Origin of the sequence: Agromyces sp. NPDC052230, assembly GCF_040679595.1 — a bacterium.
GTDB lineage: Bacteria > Actinomycetota > Actinomycetes > Actinomycetales > Microbacteriaceae > Agromyces.
Window position 1 is genome coordinate 212582 of sequence record NZ_JBFAVC010000007.1, and the last position, 23353, is coordinate 235934.

20 protein-coding genes are annotated in these 23353 nt (G+C 71.0%); 4 read left to right on the plus strand and 16 right to left on the minus strand.

Annotated elements, in window-relative coordinates; translation table 11 throughout:
* Positions 1 to 253: 253 nt before the first annotated feature.
* The 6 genes from AB0K73_RS16350 to AB0K73_RS16375 all read right to left on the minus strand — a co-directional run bounded on the left by AB0K73_RS16350 (position 254) and on the right by AB0K73_RS16375 (position 5872).
* Entirely contained in the window at positions 254 to 562 is a 309-nt protein-coding gene (locus AB0K73_RS16350) for a hypothetical protein (protein ID WP_360514901.1), read from the minus strand.
* Positions 563 to 693: 131 nt separating this feature from the next.
* Positions 694 to 1371, minus strand: coding sequence for a response regulator transcription factor (locus tag AB0K73_RS16355; RefSeq protein ID WP_360514898.1), 678 nt, complete (start codon positions 1369 to 1371; stop codon positions 694 to 696).
* On the minus strand, positions 1368 to 2552 hold the full coding sequence (locus tag AB0K73_RS16360; RefSeq protein ID WP_360514895.1) for a sensor histidine kinase: 1185 nt from the start codon (positions 2550 to 2552) through the stop codon (positions 1368 to 1370). The genes AB0K73_RS16355 and AB0K73_RS16360 overlap by 4 nt, the downstream gene beginning before the upstream one ends.
* Positions 2553 to 2686: 134 nt before the next feature.
* The gene (locus tag AB0K73_RS16365) at positions 2687 to 4012 is read right to left on the minus strand and encodes a site-2 protease family protein (protein ID WP_360514891.1); all 1326 of its coding nucleotides are present in this window, start codon (positions 4010 to 4012) and stop codon (positions 2687 to 2689) included.
* A 91-nt stretch (positions 4013 to 4103) separates the two neighbouring features.
* Positions 4104 to 5201 (minus strand): 1-deoxy-D-xylulose-5-phosphate reductoisomerase, encoded by a 1098-nt coding sequence (gene dxr / locus AB0K73_RS16370; protein ID WP_360514888.1) that lies wholly within the window; start codon positions 5199 to 5201, stop codon positions 4104 to 4106.
* A gap of 32 nt (positions 5202 to 5233) precedes the next feature.
* Positions 5234 to 5872 carry a 4'-phosphopantetheinyl transferase superfamily protein gene (locus AB0K73_RS16375; RefSeq protein WP_360514885.1) on the minus strand — a complete coding sequence of 213 codons (639 nt, stop codon included), beginning with the start codon at positions 5870 to 5872 and terminating at the stop codon, positions 5234 to 5236.
* A 94-nt stretch (positions 5873 to 5966) separates the two neighbouring features.
* On the opposite strand from AB0K73_RS16375, the gene AB0K73_RS16380 reads away from it, so the two are divergent.
* Together AB0K73_RS16380 and AB0K73_RS16385 are read left to right on the plus strand one after the other, a co-directional pair.
* Positions 5967 to 6731, plus strand: a complete 765-nt coding sequence (locus AB0K73_RS16380) for a lysophospholipid acyltransferase family protein (protein ID WP_360514882.1) — start codon at positions 5967 to 5969, stop codon at positions 6729 to 6731.
* A 46-nt stretch (positions 6732 to 6777) separates the two neighbouring features.
* Positions 6778 to 7686, plus strand: a complete 909-nt coding sequence (locus AB0K73_RS16385; RefSeq protein WP_360514879.1) for a hypothetical protein — start codon at positions 6778 to 6780, stop codon at positions 7684 to 7686.
* Positions 7687 to 7711: 25 nt separating this feature from the next.
* On the opposite strand, the gene AB0K73_RS16390 is transcribed toward AB0K73_RS16385, so the two are convergent.
* On the minus strand, positions 7712 to 8203 hold the full coding sequence (locus AB0K73_RS16390; protein WP_360514876.1) for an OsmC family protein: 492 nt from the start codon (positions 8201 to 8203) through the stop codon (positions 7712 to 7714).
* A gap of 104 nt (positions 8204 to 8307) precedes the next feature.
* Here AB0K73_RS16390 and gabT point away from each other — a divergent pair, with 104 nt between their 5' ends.
* Both gabT and AB0K73_RS16400 read left to right on the plus strand, forming a co-directional pair.
* Positions 8308 to 9684, plus strand: coding sequence for a 4-aminobutyrate--2-oxoglutarate transaminase (gabT, locus tag AB0K73_RS16395; protein ID WP_360514873.1), 1377 nt, complete (start codon positions 8308 to 8310; stop codon positions 9682 to 9684).
* 5 nt (positions 9685 to 9689) lie between these two features.
* On the plus strand, positions 9690 to 10679 hold the full coding sequence (locus tag AB0K73_RS16400) for an asparaginase (protein ID WP_360515497.1): 990 nt from the start codon (positions 9690 to 9692) through the stop codon (positions 10677 to 10679).
* 120 nt (positions 10680 to 10799) lie between these two features.
* On the opposite strand, the gene AB0K73_RS16405 is transcribed toward AB0K73_RS16400, so the two are convergent.
* From AB0K73_RS16405 to AB0K73_RS16445, 9 genes are all read right to left on the minus strand, one after another.
* A complete protein-coding gene (locus AB0K73_RS16405) occupies positions 10800 to 11600 on the minus strand; it encodes an ABC transporter permease (protein WP_360515494.1) in 801 nt (266 codons plus the stop codon).
* A 95-nt stretch (positions 11601 to 11695) separates the two neighbouring features.
* Entirely contained in the window at positions 11696 to 12607 is a 912-nt protein-coding gene (locus AB0K73_RS16410) for an ABC transporter permease (RefSeq protein ID WP_360514869.1), read from the minus strand.
* A gap of 2 nt (positions 12608 to 12609) precedes the next feature.
* Complete coding sequence (locus AB0K73_RS16415) at positions 12610 to 13809, minus strand: ABC transporter ATP-binding protein (protein ID WP_360514866.1); 1200 nt, start codon at positions 13807 to 13809, stop codon at positions 12610 to 12612.
* 2 nt (positions 13810 to 13811) lie between these two features.
* Positions 13812 to 14996 (minus strand): spermidine/putrescine ABC transporter substrate-binding protein, encoded by a 1185-nt coding sequence (locus AB0K73_RS16420; protein ID WP_360514863.1) that lies wholly within the window; start codon positions 14994 to 14996, stop codon positions 13812 to 13814.
* A gap of 161 nt (positions 14997 to 15157) precedes the next feature.
* Positions 15158 to 18076 carry an FtsK/SpoIIIE domain-containing protein gene (locus AB0K73_RS16425; RefSeq protein WP_360514861.1) on the minus strand — a complete coding sequence of 973 codons (2919 nt, stop codon included), beginning with the start codon at positions 18074 to 18076 and terminating at the stop codon, positions 15158 to 15160.
* Positions 18077 to 18184: 108 nt separating this feature from the next.
* Entirely contained in the window at positions 18185 to 18760 is a 576-nt protein-coding gene (locus AB0K73_RS16430; protein WP_360514858.1) for a hypothetical protein, read from the minus strand.
* Positions 18757 to 21057: a transglutaminaseTgpA domain-containing protein gene (locus AB0K73_RS16435; protein WP_360514855.1), complete on the minus strand. Its 2301-nt coding sequence runs from the start codon at positions 21055 to 21057 to the stop codon at positions 18757 to 18759. Before AB0K73_RS16435 ends, AB0K73_RS16430 begins: the two co-directional genes overlap by 4 nt.
* Positions 21054 to 22376 (minus strand): DUF58 domain-containing protein, encoded by a 1323-nt coding sequence (locus tag AB0K73_RS16440; protein ID WP_360514852.1) that lies wholly within the window; start codon positions 22374 to 22376, stop codon positions 21054 to 21056. The genes AB0K73_RS16435 and AB0K73_RS16440 overlap by 4 nt, the downstream gene beginning before the upstream one ends.
* Positions 22373 to 23344: a MoxR family ATPase gene (locus tag AB0K73_RS16445; protein WP_360514849.1), complete on the minus strand. Its 972-nt coding sequence runs from the start codon at positions 23342 to 23344 to the stop codon at positions 22373 to 22375. Before AB0K73_RS16445 ends, AB0K73_RS16440 begins: the two co-directional genes overlap by 4 nt.
* Positions 23345 to 23353: the final 9 nt, after the last annotated feature.

Here is a 23353-nt window from a genome sequence, read left to right on the forward strand (position 1 = left end):
AATCGCATCCACTGAAGTGCCGGGGTGCCGAATTGCCGAAGTGCCGGGGTGCCGAAGTGCCGGGGTGCCGAAGTGCCGGGGTGCCGAAGTGCCGGGGTGCCGAAGTGCCGGGGTGCCGAAGTGCCGAAGTGGGCGCCCCGCTCGAGCGGATCATGCCTCGCGTTCGGCACGGCCAGGATCGGAGGGCAAGGAGCCCGCGATAGGGGGCGGATGCCACGCGGCATCCGCCCCCAGGATTGCAGGCCGGCCCGGACTAGGACGCGTTCGGCCGGTTGGCTCGCAGCACCTCGAGGCGTGCGCGGTACTCGGTCTCGTCGATGTCGCCCTTCGCGAACCGCTCGGAGAGCGTCGACTCGGCGCTCGCGCCCCGGACCCACGGCGGACCATAGCCCTCGGGCCCGCCGTTCGCCCACGCGTGCCGGCGACGACTGACGAGGAAGACCACGAGTCCGATGACGAGGATCCAGAAGATGGGGATGAGGAAGAACAGCCATCCGAATCCGGCCCCCCACGGACCGGCGTTGTGCGTGGCCACAGCGGTGGTGGCGAGGGTGGCGAGCATGAGATGTCCCTTGATCGTGCGACCCCGGGATGGGCCGTCGAGACCATGCTCGTGCGGGCGTGGCATCCGCGAATCCGCCCCGCGAAGGCACTTCGGCTGCTCCCCCGGGAGCAGTTCCGAACCGGATGCTGCTACTGCCAGCCCGGCGCCACGAGGCCCGACTCGTAGGCGACCACCACGAGGTGCACCCGATCACGAGCGTGCAGCTTGGACATGATCCGCGAGACGTGCGTCTTCGCCGTGAGTGGGCTCAGCACGAGGCGAGCCGCGATCTCGTCGTTCGTGAGTCCATGCCCGACGAGGCGGAGCACCTCGCGCTCCCGGTCGGTGAGCGCCGCGAGCCGCTCCTCGTCGGGCGCGTCGCGAAGGCCGACCGCCATGCGTTCGAGCAGGCGCTTCGTCACCCCGGGCGAGAGCAGCGCCTCGCCGCCCGCCACCACACGCACGGCGCGGATGAGGTCCTCGGGCTCGGTGTCCTTCACGAGGAATCCGCTCGCACCCGCACGCACGGCCCGGGCGACGTACTCGTCGAGCTCGAACGTCGTGACGATGACGACGTGCACGCCGGCGAGCGCCGGGTCGGCGGCGATCTGCTCCGTCGCCCACAGCCCATCGCCGCCCGGCATGCGGATGTCCATGAGCACCACGTCGACGGGCTCGCGGCGCACGATCTCGAGGAGCTCCTCCCCCGTCGACGCCTCCCCCACGACCTCGAGATCGTCCTCGGCCTGGAGCAGCGCCCGGAAGCCCGCTCGAACGAGGAGCTGGTCGTCGGCCAGTGCGACCCGGATGCTGCGTCCGCCGGTCATGCCGTCGCCCCCCACGGCAGGCGTGCCGTCACGCGCGTGCCCCCGCGCGGCGACGGCGCGATCTCGACCGACCCGCCGAGGAGCGCCGCTCGCTCGCGCATGCCGAGGATGCCGGTGCCCTCCTCGGCGCCGCGGGCACCACGTCCGTCGTCGTCGATCGTGACGAGCAACTCATCGTCGAGCCGTTCGAGCGCGACGACCGCGCGGGTGGCGGCCGCATGCCGCACCACGTTCGTGAGCGCCTCCTGCACGATGCGGTACCCCGCGAACTGCACCGCTCGACCTGGCGGCTCCTCGAGCCGGTCGATGAGCTCGACCTCGAAGCCCGGTGACCGAACGCCCTCGATGAGCCGTGGCAGCTCGGCGAGCTCGGACTGCGGCGCAAGGGGGGCGTCGCCCTCGCTGCGGATGACGCCGAGCACACTGCGCACCTCTTCCAGCGCCGCCTTGGACGTCTCCTTGATGCTGCCGAGCGCCGCGCGCGCCTGCTCGGGATCCCGGTCCATGAGGTGCAGCCCGACGCTCGCCTGCACGTTGATCTGCGAGAGCGAATGACCGATGACGTCGTGCAGTTCGCGGGCGATGCGCATGCGTTCGAGCTCCTCGGCGGAGCGTCGCCGTCGAACGGCGGCGGCGTGGAGCTCGGCGGCCTGGTCGCGCCGCACCCGCACGAACGTGCCGATGCCGAAGCATGCGGCGAGCGCGAGGGTCGCGAAGGCGATGCGGAACGGATGCCAGTCGAGCCCCGCAATCGGCCCGAACACGATCGCCGCCGCCCACGCGACGACCACGGAGACGGCCGCCCAGACGAGGGCGCGACGCGCGACCGCGAGCACGATCGCGAACGCGAGGGCGAGATACGGCGGTCCGCCGTCGGGGACGAGCAGCAGGTCGGCGAGCGCCGCGGCCGCCACGGCCGCGACGGTCGGGCCCGGAAACCGGCGCGAGGCGAGCAGCGCGAGCGGGCCGATCGTGGCAAGCGCGATCTGCAAGAGACCGACGGCGATGCCCGGCCGATGCCAGACGACGCTGCTCGTCGCGGCGGGCACCTGTACGAGGAAGCTGATGACGACCGGCACCCACAGCACGGCGCCGGGTGGCGGCCGGAAGCGCTCGGGTCGTCCGTCCCACCGCTGGTCCCACCGCTGGTCCCAGTGGGGTCGACCATCGGTGCCGCGCATTCCCCGATCGTAGCGCCGGGGCATCCGCTCGGAATCTGCCCGTCGGACGCTCGCCGGCTACTCCCGCGGGAGTACGGAGAACGGAGAACGGACAACCGGGTGCGAGTACGACGCACCGACAGCCACCCGGCGGCTCAGAACAACTGCACCGGCTTCACGAGGTCGGCGTAGATGAGCAGGGCGCTCATGGCACCGAGCACCACCACGACGCCGAGAGTCAGCGGCATGAGCTTGGCGAGGTCGACGGGGCCGGGGTCGGGGCGCCGGAACAGCTTCGCGAAGCCGCGACGGATGGCTTCCCACAGGGCGCCGGCGACATGTCCGCCGTCGAGCGGGAGCAGCGGGATGAGGTTGAACACGAAGAGCGCGATGTTGAGCGAGGCGAGGATGCCGATGAGGCCGGCGGCCTTGGAGGCCAGCGGGATCTGCTCGATGCTCGCGATCTCGCCCGCCACACGGCCCACGCCGACGACCGAGATCGGCCCGTTCGGGTCGCGCTCCCCCGGTCCGAAGGCCGCCTCGGCGACGTCGACCATGCGCTGCGGCAGGTTCAGGATGATGCCGGCGACGCCGGTGATGTTGTCGCCGACCGCGGGCAGCACGGCCGTGACCGGCTGCTGCACCGTCTCGGAGGCGGGGCCGATGCCGACGAATCCCGCCTGCACGGTGACCGGTTCGCCCGCGGCATCCGTCACGGGCTGGCCGTCGTCGCCGATCACGAACCGCTCGCTCAGCATCGGCTCCACCGTGAGTGCGACCTCGTCGCCGTCGCGCTCGACGACCACGTCGAGGGCTTCATTCGGGTGGGCGCGGATGATCTCGGTCGACTGCTCCCACGATTCGATGGGCGTGCCGTCGATCGAGACGAGCCGGTCGCCTGGCCGGATGCCGGCCTCCGCGCCGGGCGCGGCCGGGTCGCCCGTCTCGCAGGTCTGGCGGTCGCTCGTGGCCGGCAGCACGCACTCGTTGACGGTCGCGATCGTGGTCGACAGCTGTGCGACGCCGAAGCCCATGAGCAGCACGCCGAAGAGCACCACCGCGAGCACCAGGTTCATGAACGGGCCGCCGAGCATGACGATGATGCGCTTCCACACCGGCAGCCGGTAGAACGCGCGATGTTCGTCACCAGGCGTGATCGACTCGGTGCTCGAGTCGCGTGCGTCCTGCACGAGGCCGCGGAAGAAGCCCGTGCTGTCGGTGCCCGCCTGTTGGCCCTTCGCGGGCGGGAACATGCCGATCATCGAGATGTAGCCGCCGAGCGGGATGGCCTTCACGCCGTACTCGGTCTCGCCGCGGCGCTTCGACCAGATGGTCGGCCCGAAGCCGATCATGTACTGCGTCACCTTGACGCCGAAGAGCTTCGCCGGCACGAGGTGCCCGATTTCGTGCAGACCGATCGATACGGCGAGGCCGATCACGATGATGACGACGCCGACGATGAAGGCGAGCACGGAATCCACCCGATGAGCGTACTGCGACAGGCTTCACGCCCGCTGTCGTTCGGCTGTGAGAACGGATGCCGCGTGGCGGCCCTATTCGCGCGCGGCGACCCTACCCGACCGACGAGCTGCGCGAGATGCGGGCCTCGGCCGCGCGCCGCGCGCTGCGCTCGGCCTCGGCGAGCGAGGCGACCGTGACCTCGTCACCGGATGCCTCGTGCGCCTCGACGACGGCGCGCACGGTGTCGACGATCTCGGTGAACCCGAGGCGGCGCGCATGGAACGCCGCAACGGCCTCCTCGTTGGCCGCGTTGAAGACGGCGGGATACTCGCCGCCGGCACGGCCGACCTGCTTCGCGAGCGACACCGCGGGGAACGCCTCGGCATCGAGCGGCTCGAAGTTCCAACTGGTGGCGACCGTCCAGTCGATGGGCTTGCCGACGGCGGCCACGCGGTTCGGCCAGTCGAGGCCGAGCGAGATCGGCAGGCGCATGTCGGGCAGCGAGGCCTGCGCGATGGTCGAGCCGTCGATGAACTCGACCATCGAGTGCACGATCGACTGCGGGTGCACGACCACCTCGATGCGGTCGTAGTCGACGTCGAAGAGCAGGTGCGCCTCGATGACCTCGAGGCCCTTGTTGACGAGCGTGGCCGAGTTCGTGGTGATGACGAGCCCCATGTCCCAGGTGGGGTGGGCGAGCGCCTCGGCGGGCGTCACGTGCAGGAGCTGCTCCCGGCTCCGGCCGCGGAACGGCCCGCCCGAGGCGGTGAGCACGAGCCGCCGCACCTCCGTGTGCGTGCCGGCGCGCAGCGCCTGCGCGATCGCCGAGTGCTCCGAGTCGACCGGCACGATCTGCCCGGGCTGCGCGAGCCGCGTCACGAGGTCGCCGCCGACGATGAGCGACTCCTTGTTGGCGAGGGCGAGCGTCATGCCGCGCTCGAGCGCCGCGAGGGTCGGCGCGAGGCCCACCGAGCCGGTGATGCCGTTCAGCACCACGTCGGCGTCGACGTCGCGCACGAGTTGCACGGCCTCGTCGATGCCGACGGCCGTGTGCTCGACGCCGAACCGCTCGGCCTGCTCCTCGAGGAGCGCACGGTTCGACCCGACCGCGAGTCCCACCACTTCGAAGCGGTTGGGGTTGGCACGGATGACGTCGAGCGCCTGGGTGCCGATCGAACCGGATGAGCCGAGGATGATGACGCTGCGCACGGTCCCACTGTACGGGGCGCACCGTCGAGCACTCAGCCGATGACGGCGACGGATGCCGCGCGCTTGCCGGGTACTCGCAGGTCGTGGAACTGCACCTGATGCCAGACGGAGCCGAACTCGGGCACGCTGCGCACGATGCGGCCGACGCCGCCGTCCTCCCCGGGGATCGTGAGTGCGAGTCGCGACGGCTCGATGAAGTCGGTGTGACCGACCGCCCGAAGGAGCGCGGTCTTGCGGGCCCAGAGTGTGGCCCGAACCAGCGCGCGGCGCGACGCGTCGAGCTCGTCGAGCGCAGCGCGTTCGTCGGCGTGGAACGCCGCCTCGTCGATGGCGTCGCCGACGTCGAGCGCGGCCGGCTCCATGCCGATGCCGAGCGGATGCCGCGTGGCCGCCGCCGCGACGACCGCGTCGCCGCACACCGCGACATCCGCGTACCACGGCGCGCCAGACGGCGTCAGCGGGTAGGCCACCGAGACCCGCCCGTGTCGCGCCCCGCAGGTGGGGCAGGCGTGCTCGAGCTCGACGTCCTCGGCAGGAACGCCCGACGAGTTCGCGAGGAGGCCACGGAGCGCGGCGTCGGCCGACGGGGGGCGACGGGAGCCTGCCAACACGAGGACATGCACGCCGGTGCCCTCGAGCTCGACCAGCTCGCCCTCCGTCGTGACGTCCATGCGCCAATCCTCCCGCATCCAACGAGATCACGCCGGATTCCGAGATCGGGCACGCAATATTCCGACTCCGGAATGCCGCGCGACCTAAAGTCGGATGGTGAGCGAGATCGAAGCCGACGCCGTTCCGGCGCCCGCAGCGCGGCAGGGTCCGCTGTACCGCATCGTGCGGGGCATCCTGCGACCGCTCGTTCGGGCGCTGTACCGCCCCACCATCACCGGGGTCGAGCACGTGCCGAAGCACGGCCCGGTCATCCTCGCGAGCAACCACCTCTCGTTCGTCGACAGCATCGTCATCCCCCTGGCGTCACCGCGTCCGGTGCAGTTCCTCGCGAAGTCGCACTACTTCACGGGCACGGGGTTCTCGGGTTGGGTCTCCCGCACGTTCTTCACGGCCATCGGCGCCGTGAGCGTGGAGCGCGGCGCCGGCGCGCAGGCGCAGGAGGCGCTCGACCAGGGCCGGCGCATCCTCGAGTCCGGCGCGGCCTTCGCGCTCTACCCCGAGGGCACGCGATCCCTCGATGGGCGCCTGTACCGGGGCCGCACCGGTGTCGCATGGCTCGCGCTCGAGACGGGGGCGACGGTCGTGCCGGTGGGACTCGTCGGCACCCAGGAGATCCAGCCCGTCGGCGCGAAGCTCCCGCGTATCCGCCCCGTCACCGTGCGCTTCGGAGCGCCGCTCGACCTCAGCCGGCACGGGGCGTCCTCGTCCGGACGGGCGCGACGCGCGGCGACCGACGAGGTCATGGCCGCGATCTACGCACTCACCGGCCAGGAGCTCGCCGGGCACTACAACGAGACGCCGCCGTCGGGCACGCTCGCGAAGATCGTCGACCGCGTCGTGCCGCGCGAGCGGGTCTGACCCGATTCCCAGCGTCCCCCCCCTCGCAGCGGGTATCGTCGGCTCGATGAGGATCGCCGAGGTCGCCGCCCGATGCCTCGCGGTCGCGCTCGTGGCCGTGTCGCTCGCCTCGTGCGCCGCACCCGCCGCCGAGCCCGCACCGGCGCCCGACCTCACGCGGACGAACCTGCCCGAGCCGCCCACCTCCGAGTTCGACCCCGGCTACATCGTGAGCGACGACGCGTTCTACGACAGCGGCGCGATGAGCGACGACGAGATCCAGGCGTTCTTCGAATCCGTGCCCTGCCGTGCCGACGAGGGCGTGAGCTGTCTCGCCGACTTCAGGCAGTCGACGACCACCCAGCCGGCGGTCGGCGGCCGACACTGCGCCGAGTACCGCGGCGGCACGCGCGAGCGGGCGAGCCGCATCGTCGCCAAGGTGGCCGAGGCCTGCGGCGTGAGCCCGCGCGCGCTGCTGGTGCTGCTGCAGAAGGAGCAGTCGCTGCTCACCCGCCCCACGCCGTACGGGTACGAGCGAGCGACGGGCTACGGATGCCCCGACACCGCCGACTGCGATGCCAAGTACTTCGGCTTCTTCAACCAGGTGTACAACGCGGCGTGGCAGTTCCGTCAGTACACGGAGAAGCCCGACCGCGCCTACCGGGTCGGCACGGTCGAGATCGGCTACCACCCCGATGCCGCGTGCGGTGCGGCACACGTCGAGATCCGAAACCAGGCCACCGCGAACCTCTACAACTACACTCCGTACCAGCCGAGCGATGCGACCCTCGCAGATCCCGACGAGGGCGACGCGTGCTCGGCGTTCGGCAACCTGAACTTCTGGCGCATCTGGAACCGCTGGTTCGGCGACCCGCAGGCCGAACGTCTGCCCGCGTACTTCCCGCCGTGCTCGAGGCTCGTCGGCGGACACCCCTGCCCGCCGCAGCCGACACTTCCCGCGCCCGCGCTGCCCTGACGGGTCTCGGTACCCCGCTCCGGGGCTACTCGACCACCGGCACGTCTTCCACGACGATCGTCGGCTCGTGGTGCACCGGGAAGTTGACGGATGCCGCGATGAAGCACTTCTCGGATGCCTCGGCGTGGATCTCACGAGCGACGTCGGTCATCGAGGCATCCGCTACCACCACCCGTGGGCGGAGCACCGCCTCCCTGAAGGCGCCCCCGCCGCGGCTGTCCTCGACCATGGTGCCCGACGGGGCATCCGTGTAGCCGCGCACGACGACGCCGTGTCGGGTCGCGACGTGCAGGTACGAGAGCATGTGGCACTCGCTGAGCGCCGCGAGGAGCAGCTCCTCGGGGTTCCAGCGCTCCCGGTCGCCATGGAACACCCTGTCGCTCGACCCGGCGATCTCGTGCAGCTTCCCGGCCGCTCGCACGACGTGCGCACGGCTGTAGGCGCGGTATTGCGACGTGCCCTCGCCGCGATCGCCCTGCCACTCGAGTTCGAGCGTGTAGTGGTGTTCCCCGAGCATCCCTCGTCCTTCCTGACGACGTTCGTTCCACCGTCGATTCTGCACCCGGGCGGCCACGGTCGCAGCGGGCGGCAGCGGGCGGCGGCGATAGGCTTGGCCACATCATGACTGACACCCAGACTCCCGCAGAGACCGCGACCGCCCCGGTGTATTCCGTGCCCCAGGAGCGTCAGGTCGTGACCGCCATCCCCGGTCCGAAGTCGGAGGAACTGCACGCGAGGCGCGCCAAGGTCGTGTCCGCGGGCGTGTCCTCCGCCCTGCCCGTGTACATCGAACGCGCCAACGGCGCGATCCTCGTCGACGTCGACGGCAACCGCTTCATCGACTTCGGCGCGGGCATCGGCGTCACCACGGTCGGGCACACCGAGGAGCGCGTCGTCGCCGCGGCCGCGCGCCAGTTGCAGGATGTCATCCACACGCTGTTCACCATCACCCCCTACGAGGAGTACGTGCGCGTCGCCGAGCTCCTCGCCGAGCACACGCCCGGCAGCTGGGCCAAGAAGTCCGTGCTCGTGAACTCGGGCGCCGAGGCCGTCGAGAACGGCGTCAAGATCGCCCGCAAGCACACCGGCCGTCGCGCCGTCGCGGTGCTCGACCACGCCTACCACGGCCGCACCAACCTCACGATGGCCATGAACTACAAGGCCCATCCCTATGCGACCGGCTACGGCCCGTTCGCGGGCGACGTGTACCACGCGCCGAGCTCCTACCCCTACCGCGACGGCCTGTCGGGCGACGACGCGGCCGCGCGCACCATCGCGTACCTCGAGAAGGTCGTCGGCGCGAGCGACCTTGCGTGCCTCGTGGTCGAGCCCATCCAGGGCGAGGGCGGCTTCATGGTGCCGGCCGACGGCTACCTGCCCACGCTGCAGGCCTGGTGCACCGAGCACGGCGTCGTCATGATCGCCGACGAGATCCAGAGCGGCATGGCGCGCACCGGCCGCTACTTCGCGAGCGAGCACTTCGGCTGGGAGCCCGACCTCGTGCTCTCTGCGAAGGGCATCGCGGGCGGGCTCCCGCTCGCAGCGGTCACGGGTCGTGCCGAGATCATGGACGCCTCCCACCCCGGCGGTCTCGGTGGCACGTTCGGCGGCAACCCGGTGGCCTGCGCCGCGGCCGTCGCGGTGTTCGAGTCCATCGAGGAGAACCACCTGCTCGGCGAGGCGGAGCGCGTGGAACGCACCCTCAAGGCCGGCCTCGAGCGTCTCAGGGAGCGCTACGACATCATCGGCGACATCCGCGGCAAGGGTGCCATGGTGGCCATCGAGCTCGTGCAGCCAAACACCGCCGAGACCACGAAGCAGCCGAACCCCGAGGCCGTCTCGGCGCTCGTGGCGTACGCAGCCCAGCACGGCGTGCTGTTCCTCAACGCCGGCACCTGGGGCAACGTGCTCCGGTTCCTGCCGAGTCTCGCGGTCACCGACGCGCTGATCGAAGATGGACTCCGCGTGCTCGACGACGGCTTCGCGTCGCTCGGGTGACCCCGGTGACCGGTACCTTCTCCGTCGCAGACGCCGTCGAGCTCGCCGTGGTCGAACGCAGTGGTTTCATCGAGTCCAGGCATGCCGGCTCCGCCGTCGTGCTCTCCCCCGAGGGCGAGACCCTGCGCACCCTGGGGGACACGCGCACGCCCGTCTTCCCGCGGTCGTGCCTGAAGCCGTTCCAGGCCGTCGCGGTGATGACCTCGGGCGTCACGCTCCGCGGTGAGGACGCGGCGATCGCCACCGCGAGCCATTCGGGCACGGCGGCGCAGGTCGCGCTCGTGCGTGGCCTGCTCGATCGCGCCTCGCTGCCGCCCTCGGCCCTCGGCTGCCCGCCGGCCGCGCCCTCGGATCAGGTCGCACGCGACGAGCTGATCCGCAGCGGCGGCGCCCGCGAGCGGATCTATATGAACTGCTCGGGCAAGCACGCCGCCATGCTGCTCTCCTGCGTCGCGAACGAGTGGCCGCTCGACGGGTACCTCGACCCCGGGCATCCACTGCAGAAGCGCGTCCTCGACGTCGTCGAGCGCCTCACCGGCGAACGGCCGGCGGCAACCGCTGTGGACGGCTGCGGTGCCCCGGTGCATGCCATCAGCCTGGGCGCACTCGCGCGCGGCATCCAGAAGATCACGACGGCTGCGGCCTCCTCGCCGTTCGCGCTCTTCCGCGAGGCCGCCGCGCTCACCGAGGCGGTGCGCGAGAACCCGTGGGTTGTCGGAGGCCCCGGCCAACCCGACACCATCGCGGTCGAACGCCTCGGCGTGTTCGCGAAGGTGGGCGCCGAGGGGGTCATGGTGATGACCGCCCCGGATGGCACGACCACGGCGCTGAAGGTGCTCGACGGGTCGTCGCGTGCCTCGACGATCATCGCGCTGCGGCTGCTCGCCGACGCGGGCGCTGTGGAGCATGCCGCGGTCGACGCCGTGCAGACCGAGCTCGACCTCTGGGTCATGGGCGGCGAGCGGCGCGTCGGAGAGATCCGCGCCACGGTCTGAGCGCGGCGGCGCGCTGCCGCGGTGCGCTGCCGCGGTCCGTGCCCTGATCGCTCGGCGCGCCACTTCGAATGACGGATGCCGCGGAGGGACGACCCCGCCGCGCATCCATCGCCCGACTCGTCAGCCGAGCTTCGCGAGCCGCTTCGTGCGCGCCGCGCGGGAGACCTGCGCCCCGACGACGAGCACCAGCGCGAACAGGAAGACCGCCGACGCGATGACGTTCGCCTCGGCCGGGATGCCGCGTGAGGCCGAGATGTACACGTACTTCGGGAACGTGGAGGTGGAACCCGAGTTGAAGTTCGTGATGATGAAGTCGTCGAAGCTCAATGCGAACGACAGGAGCGCCGCCGCGAGGATGCCCGGGGTGAGCAACGGGAACGTGACCCGCCAGAACACCTGCGCGGGCGATGCATAAAGGTCTCGTCCGGCCTCCTCGAGTGCGGGGTCGAGGCTGGCGACGCGCGCCTTCACCGTCACGACGACGAAGCTGATGCAGAACATCGTGTGGGCGAGGATGATGGTCGTCATGTCCTTCGGCACGCCCACCGCGAGGAACTGGGCGGCGAGCCCGGCACCGAGCACGACCTCGGGAGTCGCCATCGGAAGGAACAGCAGGAGGCTGATCGCCGAGCGAGCCCGGAACCGGTAGCGCACGAGGGCGATCGCGATCATGGTGCCGAGCGTCGTGGCGATGACGGTCGCCGTGAGGCCGATGACCACGCTGTTGCCGAACGCCGTGCACACCGCACCGCCCTCGACGTTGCAGACGTTCAGCCATTTGTCGAAGGTGAACCCGCGCCACGAGATATTCGACTTGATGGAGTCGTTGAACGAGAAGACGAACGTGTAGACGATGGGGATCAGGAGGAACACGAACGCGATGATCGCGTAGGCGGGCAGGAGCCAGTCGCCGAGGCCGATGCGACGGCCCCGGGGCCTCGGCGCCGGACGAACCGCCTCCTGCTGCTCGCTCTCGGCGAGTCCGCTCAGCACGGCCCCCGCCTGGACTTCGCCGCTCACAGCAGGTCCTCCGTTCCGGAACGCTTCACGTACATGCCGACGAGTACGAGGATCGCGGCCATGAGGATGATCGACAGCGCTGCGGCCGCCGGGTAGTTCAGCAGCACCAGGAAGTTCGCCTCGATCACGTTGCCCATCATCTGCGTGTCGGGACCCCCGAGGAAGTCGCGGCTCGCGTTCACGAAGTCACCCGCCGCCGGGATGAACGTGAGGAGCGTGCCCGCCACGATGCCCGGCATCGAGAGCGGCACGGTGACCTTGCGGAAGACCGTGAACGGGCCCGCATAGAGGTCGCTGCCCGCTTCGAGGTACCGGATGTCGAGACGCTCGAGCGTCGAGTACAGCGGCAGGGTCATGAACGGGATGAAGTTGTACGTGAGCCCGAAGATGACCGCGAAGTCGGAACCTGTGAAGTGCGCGTCGGGAGCCATGAGCGAGAGCGCCTTCAGCGAGGTGATGATGAACGACTCGTCGGAGAGGATCTGCTTCCAAGCGAGGGTTCGCAGGAGGAAGCTGATGAAGAACGGGGCGATCACCAGCACGAGCATGAGGCTCTGGAGGAGCGGCCATCGCCGGGCCTTCACCCCGATGAAGTACGCCAGCGGGTAGCTGAACAGGAGCGCGAACACCGTGGCCGCGAGCGCGTACCCGAACGACCGACCGATGTGCGGGAGGTAGTCCTGGATGACCGTGATGTAGTTCTGCCAGTTGAAGGCGTAGTCGTACTGCCCGATGTCGCCGAACTCGCTCGGTGCCTGCAGCGAGGTGAGCACGAGCGAGACGAGGGGGGTGAGGAAGAACAGGACGAGGTAGGCGATTCCGGGCAGTAGGAGGAAGAGCGCGATGCGGCTCTTCTTCTTGGGTGCCTGCGGCTGCGCCTCCGTCGTCGCAAATGCTGCGAAGGCCATCGTCAGCTCTCCTCGAGCTCCGAGACGAGCGCCTCGCGGCGCTGCACCGCGATCGATCGTGTTGAGTCGTCGGCGGGGAATCGCCCGACCTCGCCCGGTTCGTCCTCGAGTCCGAATCCGTGCTCGATCTCCCAGCTCAGCCACACCTCATTGCCGAGGTTGGCGATCGGGCCGATGCCCGTGTTCTGGGCGAAGACGACGACGGTGCCGGCGCTCGGCATGTCGACGAGGTACTGCGTGCTGACGCCCGAGAACGAGACGTCGACGATCCGGCCGGGCCCGAGCACGTTGCGATCCGCCGATTCGGCGGGCTCGACGACGTGGAGCGCGACCTTCTCGGGACGGACGCCGACGGTGACCTCGCCCTGGTGGCGCTGTGCGCGCGAAGTGGGCACGACGATGCGACCGCCGGCCGCTGCGACCGTGATGGCCGTATTCGTCGTACCGACGACCTCGCCGGTGAACAGGTTGGACTGGCCGAGGAAGTTCGCGACGAACGACGTGCGCGGCAGCTCGTACAGCTGCTCGGGCGCGCCCATCTGCTCGATCGCGCCCTTGTTCATGACCGCGACCGTGTCGGCCATGGTCATGGCCTCCTCCTGGTCGTGCGTCACGTGCAGGAAGGTGAGGCCGACCTCCTCCTGGATGGTCTTCAACTCCAACTGCATCTGGCGCCGGAGCTTCAGGTCGAGTGCGCCGAGTGGCTCGTCGAGCAGCAGGAGCGCTGGCCGGTTCACGATGGCGCGCGCCAGCGCGACCCGCTGCTGCTGGCCGCCCGAGAGCTGCTGCGGCCTGCGCTGCGCCATGTGGTCGAGCTCGACGAGCCTCAGCGCCTCGTGCGCCTTGCCCATCGGGTCGGCCATTCGGCGTCGCTTCAGCCCGAACGCGACGTTCTCGATGATCGTCATGTGCGGGAAGAGCGCGTAGCTCTGGAAGACCGTGTTGACCGGACGCTCGTGCGACTTCGTGTCGGTGACGTCCTTACCGCCGATGAGGATTCGGCCCTTCGTCGGCTCCTCGAGGCCGGCGACGAGCCGGAGCGTCGTGGTCTTGCCGCATCCCGACGGACCGAGGAGGGCGAAGAACGAACCGGCCGGGATGACGAGGTCGAGCTCCTCGATCGCGGTGAATCCGGGGAACCGCTTCTGGATCCCGACGAGCTCGAGATCGGCGCCGCGTTCGGCGAATTCGCGTACCGACATCGTCACGCGCCCAGCAGGATGCTCTGGAAGTCGGCCTGGTACTTCTGCTCCTCGGCACCCGAGAGCGAGCGGAAGACGAAGGCGTTGGAGAGCGTCTCCTCGTTGGGGAAGATGAGCTGGTTCTCGGCGAGCTCGGGGTCGATGGCCATGGCGGCCTCCTGCGCACCGACGACGGGGGTGATGAAGTTCACCCAGGCCGCGACCTCGGCGGCCACCTCGGGCTCGTAGTAGTAGTTGATGAGCGTCTCGGCGTTCGTCTTGCGCGGCGAGCCGATGGGCACGAGGAAGTTGTCGTTCCACAGCGTGCCGCCTCCGGCGGGGATCAGGAACTCCCACTTGTCGCCGGCCTCGGCGTTGATGACCGTGATGTCGCCCGACCAGCAGATCGCGGCGAGGGTGTCCTCGCTCTTGAGGTCCTCGAGGTAGGAGTTGCCCTTGATGTTGCGGACCTGGCCGTCTTCGACCTGCTTGCGGAGCTGCTCGAGCGCCTCGTTGTACTCCTCGTCGCCCCAGTCGCCGGAGATGTCCACGCCATTCTCGAGCATGAGCAGGCCCATGGTGTCGCGCATCTCGGAGAGCACGCCGACGCGGCCCTTGAACTCTGGGTTCCAGAGGTCGGAGACCGAGGAGAGCCCGCCGGGGATGGCCTCCTTGTTCCAGCAGATGCCGGCGAAGCCGCCCTGCCACGGAACCGACATCTCACGGCCCGGGTCGAAGTCGACGTCTTTGAGCGAGGGGGTCAGGTTCTTGAGGTTCGGGATGTTGCCGTGGTCGAGAGCCTGGGTGTATCCGAAGCGAATCCAGCGCGCGACCATCCAGTCGGTGAGGCAGACGGTGTCGGCGCCGATGTCCTGGCCGAGCGCCAGCTGGTCCTTGACCTTGCCGTAGTAGGTGTTGTTGTCGTCGACGGCGACCTCGTAGTTGACCTTGATGCCCGTCTCCTCCCCGAAGGCGACCAGCGTGGGGTAGTCACCGGCATCGTCCTCGTCGATGTACGCGGCCCAGTTCGCCCAGTTCAGGGTCTTGTCGTCCGCCGACTTGTCGGCGGCCGCATCCGGCTTCGCCTGCCCACCGCCGGTGGAGCACGCGGCCAGGGCGAGCGCGGAGGCACCGGCACCGGCGCCGGCGAGGAGGGTGCGACGATTCAGTTGCGCCTGACGCGCCTGCGCGATCAGGTTGCGGATCATCGGGTCCTGAGGAAAGGGCCGAGCGCTCACGGGAACTCCATTCGGGTGCAGCACGTGCAAGGGGTGGGTTGATAGTGCCACATTGAGCGCTGAGAATCACGCGATCATGTCCGAATCGTTAATTCCTGACGACAGTGCGTTCGGATTCAGTGCCCGATCGGTCATACAGCCAACGTTTTCAGTTGCCGCGGTCGTGGTGGCCACGCCGCGCGCCGCGGTGGGGCACCGGGAGGCGTCACGACGCACTGGGCCACGGGGTCGTCGAGGAGCGGCGGAAGGCCACGGCCTTCCCGGAAGACCCGCTGCTCGCGGGCGCCACCGTGTATGACGAGCGTCGCCTCCTCGCGCACGAGCGCAGCGATCGACCAGTTCGCCGCCCAGGCATCGGCGTCGCCGACGACGACACCCGCCCCCGCCGGGTCATCGCCGGAACCGGCGATCAGCGCCCGCACGGCCACGTCGCCCCCGAGCTCGAGCAGCACCGTTCGAAACCCCGCGTCCTGAAGGGCGGCGAGGTCCGCTCTCGGCGATCCCGAGACCACGGCGAGCAGGCCATCGTCGAGCTCGAGCGGTTCGGGCGCCTGGTGGTCATCGACAGGCAGGTGCGGGGCATCCACGACCTGCGCGCGATGCCCGTTCCACTGGCCCGCCCCGGGCGGCTCGTGGCTTCGCCACAGCGCACCGGCCCCGCCGCCGTGCACGAGGTCGGCCCGGCTCGGGTGGCGTAACAGCAGTTGCCGCCCGAACGCCTCGCGGATCCCGACCCCCAGCCGGTGCGCGAGCCCGGCGCTGGCGGCCACGACGACGCCCGCCCGTCGCCCGTCGCGCAGGATCGTCTCGAGGGCGTCGATCGCCGCATGCCGATGCTCGTCGGGCCAGTCGCGGAAGGCCGCGTCGAGGTCGTCGACGAGGAGCAGCAGGTCGTCTTCGCATCGCGGCCCCTGCACGCGCGCGAGGACGGCGCGCAGGGTGTCCCACCGCCGGCTGCGAGGACCTTCGACTCGTACCACCGATGGCGGTCGAGCCTGACCCGCTGCGGCGCGGGCGACGGCCGCGAGCGCCGTGGTGCGTCCGCTGCCGGGCGCACCGAGGACGAGCAGATGCCCGTCGGCGGCGGGCGTCCACGCGAGCACCTCGTGACGTTGCCGTTCGGGCAGGTCGACGAGGCCGATCGCGAGCGAGCCCGGTTCCAGGCTGACGGATGCCGCGACCCGGTCGAACTCGTCGGACGCGAGGCGCGCCGGCAGCGGGTCCATCCACGGCCGCCTCGACGGTGCGGTGCCGGCATGCGCGGCGCGGAGTCGCGCCAGCGAGCCGGCGTCGACACGAGCGGACTGGAATGCCACACGGGTGCCGTCGCCGACGTCGACGATGCCGCGCCCCGGGGTGTCGGCCCGGATCGTCGCCGCCGCCTCCGTGCCGACCACGGCCATGCTGTCGGCCCGCTGCATGACCCGCAGCGACACCCGGATCGGGCAGTTGGCGCTGATCTGTTCGCGCACCACGCCGTTCGGACGCTGCGACGCGAGCACCAGGTGCACTCCGAGCGAGCGTCCGCGAGCCGCGATGTCGGCGACGACGGAGCCGAGCTCGGGGAATCGCTCGATCATCGCCTGGAATTCGTCGACGACGATCACGAGGCGCGCGAGATCGACGTGGGGACCGAGCTCGATCAGGTCGCGAACCCGCTCGGCGCGCAGGACGGATTCCCGGTGGCGGAGCTCGGCACGAAGGCTGAGCACGGCGCGCTCGGCCTCGGCTTCGTCGAGGTCGGTGACGATGCCGCTCACGTGCGGCAGTCCGCGAATGGGCTCGAAGGCGGCGCCGCCCTTGAAGTCGACGAGAAGGAAGGCGACCCGGTCGGGCGGATGCACGACCGCGAGCGCGGTGAGCCAGGCCAGCAGGAACTCGCTCTTGCCGCTCCCGGTCGTTCCCGCGACGATCGCGTGCGGACCACCCGCGACGAGGTCGAGTTCGAGCGGGCCGTCGTCTCGCAGGCCGACTCGGACACGCAGGCTCGCACGCGAGCCGGGCACGACCGCGGGCTGCTCGAGCTCGTCGAGCCCGACCTCGGTCGCCAGCGCCGTGTCGAGCGAGGATCCGTCGCGCTCGGCGGCCGCGCGCATCCGCTCGGCCCATGCCGCCGCCTCGGCGAGGCCGAGGAGCTCGGGCGCGACGTGCGTCGGCGGTCCCCCGGCACCTCGCCGGTCCACCGTCGCCATGCCGTGACCGGCCACGTGCACGATCGTCGCGAGGCCCGGCGGCAGCGCGGCGGCCACGTTCGCGACGGCGATGGCGGCGTGGGCCCTTCCGGCCCCGCGCGCTCGGCCCGACCGCATCGGCTCGGCCGAGTCGAGGTCGATCACCCGGATCCCGCGTTCGTTTCCCCCGCCGTGATGCGGCAGCCGTCGCGCCCACAGCCATTCGGGCCCGTCGGGCACCTCGATGCCCACGACGTCGGGGCGGCAGCGATACGCCATTTGGAGGAGCACGCCACGGGCCATCGCGCGCGCAAGGGGCGGCGGACCCACGATGCCGATGCCGAGCGCCGCGCGCGCCTGGACGGGCGCGTCCTCGAGTCGAGCCGCGCTGCTCAGAAGGTCGCGGTCCGCGACGTCGCCGACGTTGCCCTCGATGCGCAATCCGCTGGCGACATCGCCGCGCCCGATGACCACGATCCCCGGCGAGGCATCCCGCCAGTCCGCGGCACCGGATGTCGCGGAGAGGCGCCGTGCCGTCGGTGCACGCTGCCACGCGGCCTCCCGCTCGACCGCATGCCGCTGCGTGATCTGGGCTCGCACCTCCTCGAGCTGCCTCGCACGCTGGGCGGCTCCCCGACGACGGACGCGCCGAGCCTGCCGCCGCGCATCGAGGACGGAGGCCACCGCGACGAGCGGCCCGAGTGCGGCGAACGCGAGCGAGACGGCCGAGCCGGTGACCACCCAGAGCACGACGGCCCCGGCCATCGGCGCCACGGTGGCGAGCAGCGGGAACCCGGTCGCGGTCGGCTCGGGTGGATGCGGGGGAAGGATGATCGGCGGGCCGACGAACTCATCGGGTGCCGGGTCGGCTCGGTCCATCGCCTCATCCGATCACGACCGGCGATCGGGATCGCTCGTCTACGCCCGAGGCGGGCGGCCCGCGGCATTCGCTCGACTGTGGAGGACGAGAGCGCGACGTCGGCCGCGTCACTCCACCGTGAAGAACTGCTCCGCGAGCTCGACGCGGCTTCCGCGCGGGACGAGGTACCGGCGGCCCGGCTCGCACCGGAGGGCGCCGTCATCGGGGCGGCGCACGATCGTGCCGTTGCCGGAGAACCGGTCGGCGATCCACAGCATGCCCTCGTGCTCGCCGAACTCGAGGTGCGTCTTCGACACCGAGAGCGTTCGGTCGGCGATCTGCACGAGCTGGTCGAACGATTCGCCGGGTTGCGGCAGCGGCTTGCGCCCGATGAGCCCGGACCCGAACACCGTGCGGGTCTCGCCCGTGCTGAAGGTGAGCACGAAGCGGGGCGACGGGTGGACGGCAGGTCGGCCTTCGCCGACCGCGGCCTCCACGCTGAGGAGCGGCGATCGGAACCCGTCGACCGGGATGCTGATGACGCCGCTGTGTGCGCGGACCGCCGAGCCCTCCATCACGGTGGTGTCGCCGGGGCGAGGGTCGGGTCGTCGGCGCGACTCGGGGGTGGCGGTGGTCGAGCTGCCGCAATCGCCGCAGAACATCGCGCCCTCGGGCAGCACGGCCCCGCAGATCCGGCACGTCACGACCTGGCTCCTCTCCGCGTGACAGCGTACCCGCCGAGCGAGGTGAGGGAGATCGCCGCCCTGAGCCGCTCGCGTCTGGTGCGCGGGGCGCTCAGGCGCTGCTGCAGTTCGTCGACGGTGTCCCAGACGAGCCGGTCGTCGTCATCGAGGGGTCCGTCGGGCGCGAACACCGCGCGGTCGACGACGGAGGCGAGGACGAGCGGCGCGAGCCCGCCGACGGTCGCCGCCTGTTCCGCGCGCGTCGCGTTGGATCGGATCGGATACCCGAAGTCGGCGGCCGTGTCGGCGAACTCCTGCCAGCCGCCCTCGATGCGTTCGACGGGGGTGGCGGCGCGCCGGCGCAGCCGACGCCGCCTGAGCTTCGCCGCGATGATCGCGAGGAACGGGCTGACGAGCACTGCCGCGGCGAGCGTCACGACCCCGGTCACCGTGAGCACCCCGAGCAGCACGGCGAGCCACGGTTCGGAACCCTCGTCGCGGTCGTCGAGCGCGAGCTCGGGGTCGGCGTCGAGGCCGTCCACCGGCGTGCGCTCGGCGGGCGGCGGCAGCGCCGTCTGCGGACGCGAGACGATCGTGGGCTCGTCGGGCTCCTTCTCGGGGATCTCGCGCACCTCGGGATTCGGATCGATGCCGAGCCAGCGTCCGTCGGCGGTCTGCACCTCGATCCACGCCTGCTGCTCGCCGCTGACGAATACGGTCGTGCCGTCGGATGCCTCGTCGTCGGTGTCCGCGCGGTCGGGGAGGAAGCCCACCACGACGCGTGCCGGGAAGCCGATGCGGCGCGCCATGAGCGCCGCGGCCGTCGCGTACTGCTCGCCGTCGCCGATCATCGGCCGCTCGGTGCCGAGTTCCGCCAGCCGGTCGATGGCATGGCCGGACCGGCTCGGTCGCTCGTCCTCCAACCCGTGGCTCACGTAACCCTCGCGGTGGAAGCCCGCGATGAGGGCCTCGAGCCGTTCGCCGGGCTCATCGGATGCCGGTGCCCACTGGTCGAGCAACCGCAGGAGTTCGTCGGGCAACTCCGGCGCCGCCGGCAGCACGCTCGTTCCGGGCTGGAGCTCGCCGAGGCTCTCTGCCACGGGCGGCGCGACGGAGCTCGCGAGGTATCGGTCACCCGTTCGCAGCCCCGGCCGCACCGCGGCCGTGCCCGTCACGTCGTTGTAGAAGAATCCGTCCGCGAGCAACTCGGCACGATCGCCCTCGAACGTGATGCGCTCGAGGCGACCGACGCCCGGCACCCACACGTCGGAGTAGCCGAGCACCGAGACCCCGACCTCCACCTGCCGGCCGTCGGTGTCGGACTGGTCGAGGCGGTAGGGCACGCGAGTGAATCTCCCCGACTCGCCGGAACCGTCCGACCCGCCGACGGAGTACACGATGCCGTCGTACGTGTCGAGCGTCGCGATCCGGATGCCCCAGCCCGCGGGCAGCCCGGTCACGGTGAGCATGGGCTGGTCGGCGATCTCGGGGTCGAACGCCGCACGGAACCCGGCGAGCGGACTCTCGTGCTCCTGCGGCTCGAACGGAGGCTGCAGTTCGGCCCGCACGACGCTGCGGGGCGGGCCCGGCATCGCGAACGCCGCAGCGGTGGCCCCGACGAGCGCCACGGCGACGAGCGCGGAGGCGCCGAGGACGCGTCGCGCATCAGCGAGGGCGGCCTCGACGGGTCGGCCCACGGTGATGGCGCGGCGCCTCGCGATCCCGACGCGAACCAGCCATGCCACGGCCGTCACGAGGAAGACGAGGCCGGTCTCGAGGCCGAGCGCGGAGTGCACCACGCCGAGCGCGATGCCGGCGAGGAGCAGCAGCGCGGGCGGCACGATGGCGGCGGACGGGTGGCGGCTCCGCAGCGCGATGGTGATCGCGATCGTCGAGGCGACGAGCCCGAGCAGGAACGGCGGCACGAGGAGCGCCTGGTACGAGCCGACCGGCACCGCGATCGTGACGAGTTGCTTCCAGGAGAGGGCCGCACCGGCGAGGAGCTCGACGATGCCCTGCGGCGTGGGGAGGACCCCGCCGATCGCACGACCGGGCACCGCGGCGGGTACCCCGAGCACGAGGTAGGCGATGAAGACGGCGACGACCGTGCGCCAGGCCGGCCACCGGAGCCGGGCGCCAACCAATCCGACCGCGGCGCCCGCGATGATCGCGACGGCCGCGGCGACGAGGAACGCCGGGCTCTCGTACACCGGCCACCACGGGACCATCGCCGCGGCGAGCATCGCCACCACGAGCACGACGCTGATGGCGGTCGGCCACGGCCGTTGCACTCCGAGGGGCCGACGGGCGGGACTCATGCGACCGAGGCCGATCTGGCGAACAGGGCGCGAAGGTCCTCGAGATAGCCGATTCCGAACACCGTGAGTCCGCCGATGGTGCGTGCCGACGCCTCGCCCTCGGGAGCGCACCTGACGGCGACCGCCTCGATTCCGGCCGGCAATCGCGACGCGGCGGCGCGCAGTGGTGCGATCCCGCGTGCGGTGCCGGTCACGAGGAAGGCGAGCGAGACGCCCGGCAGCCCCTCCGCCGCGGAGCGGGCGACATCCGGGAGCATGACGGCCTCGTGCTCGCGCTCGACGAGGCAGAGCGCGTCGAGCAGGCGGTCGCGGGAGACGGTGGGCAGCTCACGCCTGCTCCCACCGTGCCCCGCGTTCGCACGGCCCGGCCCCGACACGACGAACGACACCGTGCGCGCGTCGCGGATGGCCCGCGCACCGACGGATGCCGCGGTGCTCACCGCGAGCTCGAACTCGGCGTCGTCGGTGTAGGCGCCCGGTTCGAGGTCGAGCAGCACCATGAGCCGGCTGCGACGCGTCTCCTCGAACTGCCGCACCATGAACGTGCCCGTCTTCGCGGAGCTCTTCCAGTGGATGAATCGGCGATCGTCCCCTGGCACGTACTCCCGCAGCGCGTGGAAGGCGATGTCGCTCGCCGTGAGGTCCCGCGTGGGCGAGCCCTCGAGGTCGCGGATGAAGCCGGTGCTCAGCGCCTCGATGGCGACGGTGCGCGGGTGCACATGCAGCTCCACGACCTGCGACCAGACGATCTCCCGGCGCATGAGGCCGATCGGGTCGGCACGCACGGTGCGCGCCGGGCCGATGCGGACCACCCCGCGACGTTCGGTGGGAACCAGGAACTGCTCGTCCACGGCGCCGCCGCGCGGCAGTCCGGGAAGCACGCGTTCGATGACCTGCTGGCCGACCGGAACCTCGAGCTGGACCCCGCCGAAGCGACGCCGCCCCGGGTTGGCGGCGATGAGCCGGGCCTCCGCCTGTTCGCCCACGACCACCCTGGGATTCGGCAGGACGAGCTCGATGGTCGATGCGCCGCGGCCCACGAGCCAGACGGATGCCACGGCCACGAGCACGGCAAGTCCCCAGCCGATGGCGATGAACTCCACCCAGCCCAGTGCGTAGCCGAGGACGAGGGCTGCGGCAGCGCCGACGACGACCGACCACCCGAGCGGCGTCACGACGCCCTGAACCGCGCGAGCCCACCGCATGACGACGGTCGCCACGACGGCGACCCACCGCACGGCGCGCCCGATGACGACCGCGAGCAGGCCCTGCGTCCTGGCCTCCTCGGGGATCGTCGTGCGGGTCTGGGCGATCGTCACACGGCCTGCCTGCTGGACGGCGGCGGCGTCTCGATGAGCACCTGGGCGATGAGGTTCGACGCCGTGACGCCGTCGAACTCCGCCTCGGGGTCGAGGATCAGGCGGTGCGCGAGCACCGGTTCGGCGAGCGCCTTCACGTCGTCGGGCACCACGTAATGGCGTCCGCGGCCGGCCGCGTGGGTCTTGGCCGCACGGATGAGCGCCAGGGCGCCTCGCACACTGACCCCGAGACGCACCTCACGAGCGGTGCGCGTCGCCTCGACGAGCCGTGACACGTAGTCGTGGATGGTCGGGTCGACGTACACCGTGCGCGCGAGCCGGGCCATCTCGATGACCTCCTCCGCGTCGAGCTGCGGCTCGAGGCGGTGCTCGTGCGCACGTTGGTCGGCGCCCTCGAGGATCCGGATGGTCGACGCGTGGTCGGGGTAGCCGATCGACGTCCGCATGAGGAAACGGTCGAGCTGGGCCTCGGGGAGGCGGTAGGTACCGGCCTGCTCCACCGGGTTCTGGGTGGCGATGACCATGAACGGCCGCCCGACGGGATGACTCCGGCCGTCGACGGTGACCTGGCCCTCCTCCATCACCTCCAGGAGCGCCGACTGGGTCTTCGGGCTCGCGCGGTTGATCTCGTCGGCGAGCACGATGTTGGCGAAGACCGGCCCGGGATGGAACTCGAAGGCGCCACTGCGCTGGTCGTAGACGGTGACGCCCGTGATGTCGCCGGGCAGGAGGTCGGGGGTGAACTGCACCCGGTTGCTCGTGCCGTGGACCGATTGCGCCATCGCCCGGGCGAGCGAGGTCTTGCCCGTTCCGGGAACGTCGTCGAGAAGCAGGTGGCCCTCGCTGAGGAATGCGGTGAACGCAAGCCGTACGACCCGGTTCTTGCCGAGCAGCACCTCTTCGACCGCGCCGACGAGTCGATCGAGGTTCGCCGCGAAGCGCGTGGCCTCCTCGGGGGTCATCGTCATCTCTGCTCC

Excerpts from the sequence above, each read along its gene's own strand:
- AB0K73_RS16355 (WP_360514898.1), bottom strand. The coding sequence starts at position 1,371 with ATGACCGGCGGACGCAGCATCCGGGTCGCACTGGCCGACGACCAGCTC.
- AB0K73_RS16360 (WP_360514895.1), bottom strand. The coding sequence starts at position 2,552 with ATGCGCGGCACCGATGGTCGACCCCACTGGGACCAGCGGTGGGACCAG.
- gabT (WP_360514873.1), top strand. The coding sequence starts at position 8,308 with ATGACTGACACCCAGACTCCCGCAGAGACCGCGACCGCCCCGGTGTAT.
- AB0K73_RS16350 (WP_360514901.1), bottom strand. The coding sequence starts at position 562 with ATGCTCGCCACCCTCGCCACCACCGCTGTGGCCACGCACAACGCCGGT.
- AB0K73_RS16425 (WP_360514861.1), bottom strand. The coding sequence starts at position 18,076 with ATGGACCGAGCCGACCCGGCACCCGATGAGTTCGTCGGCCCGCCGATC.
- AB0K73_RS16445 (WP_360514849.1), bottom strand. The coding sequence starts at position 23,344 with ATGACGATGACCCCCGAGGAGGCCACGCGCTTCGCGGCGAACCTCGAT.
- AB0K73_RS16380 (WP_360514882.1), top strand. The coding sequence starts at position 5,967 with ATGGTGAGCGAGATCGAAGCCGACGCCGTTCCGGCGCCCGCAGCGCGG.
- AB0K73_RS16390 (WP_360514876.1), bottom strand. The coding sequence starts at position 8,203 with ATGCTCGGGGAACACCACTACACGCTCGAACTCGAGTGGCAGGGCGAT.
- AB0K73_RS16435 (WP_360514855.1), bottom strand. The coding sequence starts at position 21,057 with ATGAGTCCCGCCCGTCGGCCCCTCGGAGTGCAACGGCCGTGGCCGACC.
- AB0K73_RS16385 (WP_360514879.1), top strand. The coding sequence starts at position 6,778 with ATGAGGATCGCCGAGGTCGCCGCCCGATGCCTCGCGGTCGCGCTCGTG.
- AB0K73_RS16420 (WP_360514863.1), bottom strand. The coding sequence starts at position 14,996 with ATGATCCGCAACCTGATCGCGCAGGCGCGTCAGGCGCAACTGAATCGT.
- AB0K73_RS16415 (WP_360514866.1), bottom strand. The coding sequence starts at position 13,809 with ATGTCGGTACGCGAATTCGCCGAACGCGGCGCCGATCTCGAGCTCGTC.
- AB0K73_RS16375 (WP_360514885.1), bottom strand. The coding sequence starts at position 5,872 with ATGGACGTCACGACGGAGGGCGAGCTGGTCGAGCTCGAGGGCACCGGC.
- AB0K73_RS16410 (WP_360514869.1), bottom strand. The coding sequence starts at position 12,607 with ATGGCCTTCGCAGCATTTGCGACGACGGAGGCGCAGCCGCAGGCACCC.